Origin of the sequence: Actinoalloteichus spitiensis RMV-1378 (assembly GCF_000239155.1) — a bacterium.
In the GTDB taxonomy this organism is placed as follows: Bacteria; Actinomycetota; Actinomycetes; order Mycobacteriales; family Pseudonocardiaceae; genus Actinoalloteichus_B; species Actinoalloteichus_B spitiensis.
Genome location: NZ_AGVX02000268.1, coordinates 1 through 5,890, shown reverse-complemented (window position 1 = coordinate 5,890; position 5,890 = coordinate 1). Strand labels below are relative to the sequence as shown.

Sequence of the window (5,890 nt, the reverse complement as noted above, 5' to 3'; positions counted from 1 at the left end):
CGACGGGTTCGCCGCGCCGGGCAGGGGCACGCCGGTGACAGCGCCATCCGCACGGCGGTTTCCTCGTTTCCCGCGCCGACCGCGTTCCCACGTCCACCCGCTCCCGCCCCTGCGGGACGAACTCACCGGGCCGCTGCGGCCGGTCCGTCGACCTGGCGGCCTGGTGTCCCGGCGGGCTCACGGCGAGGGCTGGACGACCGCCGCCGCGCCGCCCCCCTGCCGGCTGGGCTCGGCGACGGCGACGAGCCGCCCGTCGGGGAGGAACTCGACACCGCTGGCCATGCCGATGCCGCCGGTGGTGTCGAAGCGGTGTCCCCGGGCGAGGAGGCCGTCCACGGCGGGCAGTGCCACGAAGGCGGTCTCGGCGAGAGTGGTGGCGGTGTCGCGCTGGCTGGCGCGGGGGGCGGCGACGGCCTCCAGCAGCGAGGCCCCCCGGTCGAGGCGCTGGGTGAGGATGCCCAACACCGTGGTGATGATCGTGGTCCCGCCCGGGGAACCGGTGGCCAGCAGGGGCTTCCCGTCGTGGAGCACGATCGTGGGGGCCATCGACGACCGGGGCCGCTTCCCCGGGCCGGGCAGGTTGGGGTCCGGCTCGCCCGGTGCCACCGGGGTGAAGGAGAAGTCGGTCAGCTCGTTGTTGAGCAGGAAACCCCGGCCGGGCACGACCATCCCGTTGCCGCCGGTCTGCTCGATGGTGAGCGTGTAGGAGACGACGTTGCCCCACCGGTCGGCGGTCGTCAGGTGCGTGGTGCTCATGCCCTCCCGGCCCGGTTCCACCCGGCCCCCGTCCGTCCCGCACTGCGTGCTGGCCCGGGGGTCACCGGCGGGCACCGGGCTGGTCAGGGCCTGGTCCGGGGAGATCAGGCACGCCCGGTCGGCGGCGAAGGCGTCGGACAGCAGCTCCTCGGTGGGAACGTCGGAGAAGTCGGGGTCACCCACCCAGCGGTTGCGGTCGGCGAAGGCGACCCGAGAGGACTCCAGCAGCCAGTGCAGGTAGGACTCCTCGTCCATCCCGGCGAGGTCGACGGTCTCCAGGATGTTCAGCGCCTCCCCCACGGTCGTGCCACCGGAGCCGGGCGGGGCCATGCCGAACACCTCGTACCCCCGGTAGTCCAGCCTGGTCGAGGGCCGGTCGGGTGCGGTGTAGGCGGCGAGGTCGTCGGTGGTGATCCCGCCGGGCCGGACGACGCGGTCGGACCCGGGGTCCACCTCGGGTTCGCGCACCGTGGCCACGATGTCCTCGGCGATCTCCCCCCGGTAGAACGCCTCGACCCCGTGGGTTCCGAGGATCCGGTAGGTCTCGGCGAGGTCCGGGTTGCGCAGCACGCTGCCGACCGCCGGCGGCCGCCCCTCGGGCAGGAACAACTCCCGGGTGGCGGGGAACGCCGCGAACCTCTCCTGGTTGGCGGCGGTCTGGCGGTGGAAGTTCTCGTCGACGACGAACCCGCGCCTGGCCAGGACCTCGGCGGGTCGCAGCAGTTGGGCCAGGTCGCGGCTTCCCCAGCGGTCCAGGGCCCGCTGCCAGGTCAGGGGGGTGCCGGGTACCCCGACGGAGAGGCCACTGGTGACGGCCTCGTCGAAGGGGATGGGCCGCCCGTCCTCCAGGAACAGGTCCTCGGTGGCGGAGGCGGGCGCGGTCTCCCGGCCGTCGACGGTGTGCACTTCGCCGGTCGCGGCCTCGTAGTGCACGAGGAAGCCGCCGCCGCCGATCCCGTTCGAGTAGGGCTCGGTGACCCCGAGGGCGGCGGCGGTGGCGACGGCGGCGTCGACGGCGTTGCCGCCCCGCCGCAGGACGGCCAGCCCGATCCCGGTGGCGTACTCGTCGGCGGAGGCGACCGCCCCGCCGTGCCCGAGGGCCTCCGGTTGCTTCGAGGGCGGTACGGCGGCGCGCGCCCCGACCTCGGGTTCACCGGCCGCCGGGACCACCGCCACCGCCGCGAGGGCCACGGCGGTGGCCCCCAGCGTGACCGTCCGGAAGCTTCGACGCATGCGCCCACCTCCCTGGAACCGACCGGCCACGCCGGTCGGGGATGTCCGGATCGGACCACCGGCACCCGTGGACCCCTCATGGTCACAGCTCGTGTCCCAACCCGCACCCGTCAGCCGACGGATCACCGGCTTCACCCCGAGGAGTGAGACGGCGGCGCGCTTCGTCGCGTGATCGGCGGCGCGGTGGGCGAGTCCTGGGCGCGGGGTTGTCGCGCGGCTGGTGGACCTCGGGCGGGGGTGCCGCGCCTCGCCGAGCTACGCCCTCCCCGGTGTCGGGTTTCCTCGCCGCTACCGCCCTCCGCAGGCCCACCCGGCACGGTTCCGGTGAGGCGGGGTGGGATCCGTCCCCTCGCTCCCACTGGTCCGCCGGTGCGCCAGCGCGAGCCCCGCTCAGCCGCCCCGGGCACCGCGCACTGGTGCCGCCGACCCGAGGTGCGCCGACCGAGGAGGAGGACGCTGACCCGGCGCGAACGCGACCACGCCGCCCGGTCCCCCAGGCGTCAACGGCTCACGCCCGTCGGGGGCCGGGGACCGGGCACGGCGGGGCTGCGCCCGCCACCGGCACACCGTTCTCCCGGACCTCCTCCCAGTGCAGGTCCTCGGCGTCCGCGACCACCGCCGGCTCATCCACCCGCCGGGCGTCGATGTCCCGCAGCACCACCCTGCGCACCGGGGCGTCCGACCGCCCCCGGAGCTCCAGCCACCGGCGGGCCCGTTCGACGGTGAGGCCGTCGACACCCACGCCGACGACGGCCGGTCGAGCGCCCCGGCTCCAGCCGGTGCCGCCCTCGTCGGCCACGACCCGCACCACGGTTCCGTCGACGGTGTCCACGTCCAGGTCCCGGACGTGGACCTCCCCGACCGTGCGCCCGGCCCGGGAACCGCCGCGCACCCGCAGGGCGGTGTCGGTCCGGGAGCCGCTCACCCGCAGCCCCGACAGGAACACCTGCTGGGCTCCCGCGCCCACCACCGCCGCCTCCCGTGCGCCGCGCAGCGCGCAGCCCTCGACGAGGACCTCGGAGCTCGGAACGTCCGGGTGCCGCCCGTCCTCGCCCTGCCCGCCGAGCACCGCCAGCGCCCGCTCCGAGGCGTCGAGGTCGCAGCCGCGCACCCGGACCCGTCGGCTGGACTCGACGGCGCAGCCCACCCCGTCAGGGCCGGTCGCGCGGACCGTCACGTGCTGCACGAGCACGTTCTCACAGGACACCGGGTTCACCGCCGCCATCGGCGGGTTGAGCACGGTGATCCCGTCGATGACCACGTTGCGGCACCGGTAGGGCTGGATGAACTGGGGCCGCAGCGCGTCGGACGCGCCGAAGAGACGCTCGCTGACGCGAACGCCGCGTTCGGCCAGGGAACGCAGCCGTTCCCTGGCGGCGGACTCCGAGGGGTCCCCGGGGCGCCACCCGTGTTCGGGTAGCCCCGTCCACGGCCACCAGTGCCGCTCGTCGGCTCCGCCGTCGAGGACGCCGCCCCCGCTGAGGCCGATGTTGCGCTGCCGGTGCGCGTACACCAGCGGTGAGGGGCCCACCAAGTCGAGACCGCCCCAACGGCCCCGCACGGCGGGCAGGTAGGCGGCCGGGTCGCGGCTGAACGCCAGCACGGCCTCGTCGGACACGTGCAGGTTCACGTTGCTGAGCAGGTGGATCGGCCCGGTCAGGAACCGTCCGGCCGGCACCACCACGTGTCCGCCGCCCGCCTGCGCGCACAGCCGGATGGCGGCGCGGAACGCCGCCGTGCAGTCACGTTCACCGTCCCCGACCGCGCCGAACTCGGTGACGTCGAGGAACCGGTTGGGGAACCTCGGTGGGCGCACCCGGTCCCGGAGCCGGTCCGCCCTGCCCCACGGCCCGACCGGGACCGCGACCAGCGGACGGCCGGCGGTGTCCTCGCCGCGGGTGGTGGCGCGGGAACGACCGGCACGCCGGTCCGGTCCACGTCGACTGTCGACGGACGTCATGGGAAGCCTCCTCGGGGCCGGCCCTCGGCCGGAGTCGGTCACCGGGCGCGGGCAGGACGCCGCCGGACCGGTCGGGGGCCGCGCGGCGGTGGGAGCGGGCCGGTGGGCGACCCCCGGCTCCGACGGACGGCCCCGCGGCGGCCACCCCGTTCTCCGCGAACACCGAAGGCGGGGCTCGGCCCCGTGGCGTGCGTGAAGGGGAGGCGAACCGCCCGGACCGCGCTTACCGGGCCACCGCCAGCCGACCCATCAGCTAGGCGAAAACTTTCCTCGATATACCACTTGCCAATATATCCGCCGTCAGTTTTCGGTCAATAGGTCGAAGGATTTCCCACTTTCCCGCCATCGGTGGATTGACGGTCCCCCCGAACGCGCGGCGCGCGCCGGACCTGGTCCGACGCGCGCGGCTGCGAAGGGGGAACGGGAACGCCCGGTCAGAGACCTATCTTGCCGACGCCGGCCCCGGCGGTCACCACGCCCGGGACCCGCTCGGCGGCGATGGGCGTGTAGCCGTAGGGGATCGGCCGCACCTGCGCCCCGTTCCTGGCCTCCGGAGTTCCCGGTTGTCCAGCCAGTTGTTCAGCAACAGGGTGTTCCCGGGAGGGGAGGTGGTGCCGGAGGAGGCCAGCACCGGCCGGCGCACGTTCTCGAAGTAGTTGCGCTCCACGTAGACGCCCGCCTCGATGTTCGAGGAGACACCGTAGCTGCCGACATTGCGGAAGTAGTTGTTCAGCACGTGCACCGGGTTACCGAACCGCACGCGCGGGTTGCGCTGGTTGGTGCCCTCGAAGAGGTTGTGGTGGTAGGTGACGCGCAGCCTGCCCCGGTCCATCCCCCCGTCGTTGTCCGAGGAGCCGACCAACGAGGTCTTGTCGTGGTTGTGCAACCGGTTCCAGGAGACGGTGACGAAGTCCGAACCACGGCGGATGTCGATCAGGCCGTCGTAGGCGTTCGACAGGTCGTTGTGGTCGATCCAGATGTTCGTGGAGCCGTCCTGGATGTTGATCGCGTCGTCGTTGGACCCGGTGAACACCAGGTTCCGGATGATGATGTTGCGCTGACCGTTGATCGTCAGGCCCCCGCCCCGGATACCGGAGTTGGACCCGACCCCCAGGATCGACTTGTTCGACGCCACCCGCTGCATGCCGTTGACCTGGATCATCCCCTGCACCCGGATGATCAGGCGTTCCGAGGAGTTCAGGTTGCTGGCGAGCTGGGAGGCGTTGGTGACGGTGACCGTCCGGCCACCGGCGCCTCCGGTGGTGCCACCGTTCTGCGAGGCCCACCCGACCGGGGCGCTGTCCTGCGCGAGCGCCGCCGACTGGGTCACCGCCAGCGTTCCGCCCGCCGTGGCCAGGACGGCGGCGAACGCGGTCAGGGCGCGCCGCCAGCGCCGCCGGGGCAGGGGTGGACGACCGGGTCTCGGTCGGATCTCGTGCGTTCTCATCAGGAAACCTCTCGTCGTGGTCAGGGAGCGGTCCGTGACCGTGGGGGTGGGGAGGGAGGGCGGCGCCGGGCGGCGAGGGCACGCCGGAGCGCCGGAGAAGCGGACCCGAGCCCCACTACCGGGCTGCGGGGAAACGGAACGTAGCAACGGGGTGGCGGAGGATCAACGAACCGGTGTCCTCCGGGTGAGCGAACAGACCCGCTTTCGATAACGCCCCACCGCCCAGGGCAGATCGAACGGGCTCGAATGGCCGGCGGCGGCCAGGAAGCGCACGAGAACGCCGCACCGCCCTCCCGGGCGCCCCCGATCGGCTGGGGCGGGGAGCCCGGAGGTTGGCCGTCCGGCCGGGCGAACCGGCCCCGGGGCCGGGGACCTACCGCCGAACGAGGGACGGCTGGTCATCGCGCACCCACCGGGACGCCGACTCGGCCAGACTGGGCCGCACCGTGGCCGCCCCGCGTCACCACCGTCCCGCCCGCACGCACCCCGCCCCC

General features: G+C 74.0%; 3 protein-coding genes. All 3 read right to left on the bottom strand.

The annotated features are described in order from the left end of the window. Positions 1-177 precede the first annotated feature (177 nt). The 3 genes from ggt to ACTIDRAF_RS28650 all read right to left on the bottom strand — a co-directional run bounded on the left by ggt (position 178) and on the right by ACTIDRAF_RS28650 (position 5,396). Complete coding sequence (gene ggt / locus ACTIDRAF_RS0212935) at positions 178-1,989, bottom strand: gamma-glutamyltransferase (RefSeq protein WP_016699163.1); 1,812 nt, start codon at positions 1,987-1,989, stop codon at positions 178-180. A 508-nt stretch (positions 1,990-2,497) separates the two neighbouring features. Then, positions 2,498-3,949, bottom strand: coding sequence for a glycoside hydrolase family 28 protein (locus ACTIDRAF_RS28655; protein WP_016699162.1), 1,452 nt, complete (start codon positions 3,947-3,949; stop codon positions 2,498-2,500). Between the two features lie 469 nt (positions 3,950-4,418). Then, a complete protein-coding gene (locus ACTIDRAF_RS28650) occupies positions 4,419-5,396 on the bottom strand; it encodes a pectate lyase family protein (protein ID WP_211215336.1) in 978 nt (325 codons plus the stop codon). Positions 5,397-5,890: the final 494 nt, after the last annotated feature.

Excerpts from the sequence above, each read along its gene's own strand:
- ggt (WP_016699163.1), bottom strand. The coding sequence starts at position 1,989 with ATGCGTCGAAGCTTCCGGACGGTCACGCTGGGGGCCACCGCCGTGGCC.
- ACTIDRAF_RS28650 (WP_211215336.1), bottom strand. The coding sequence starts at position 5,396 with ATGAGAACGCACGAGATCCGACCGAGACCCGGTCGTCCACCCCTGCCC.
- ACTIDRAF_RS28655 (WP_016699162.1), bottom strand. The coding sequence starts at position 3,949 with ATGACGTCCGTCGACAGTCGACGTGGACCGGACCGGCGTGCCGGTCGT.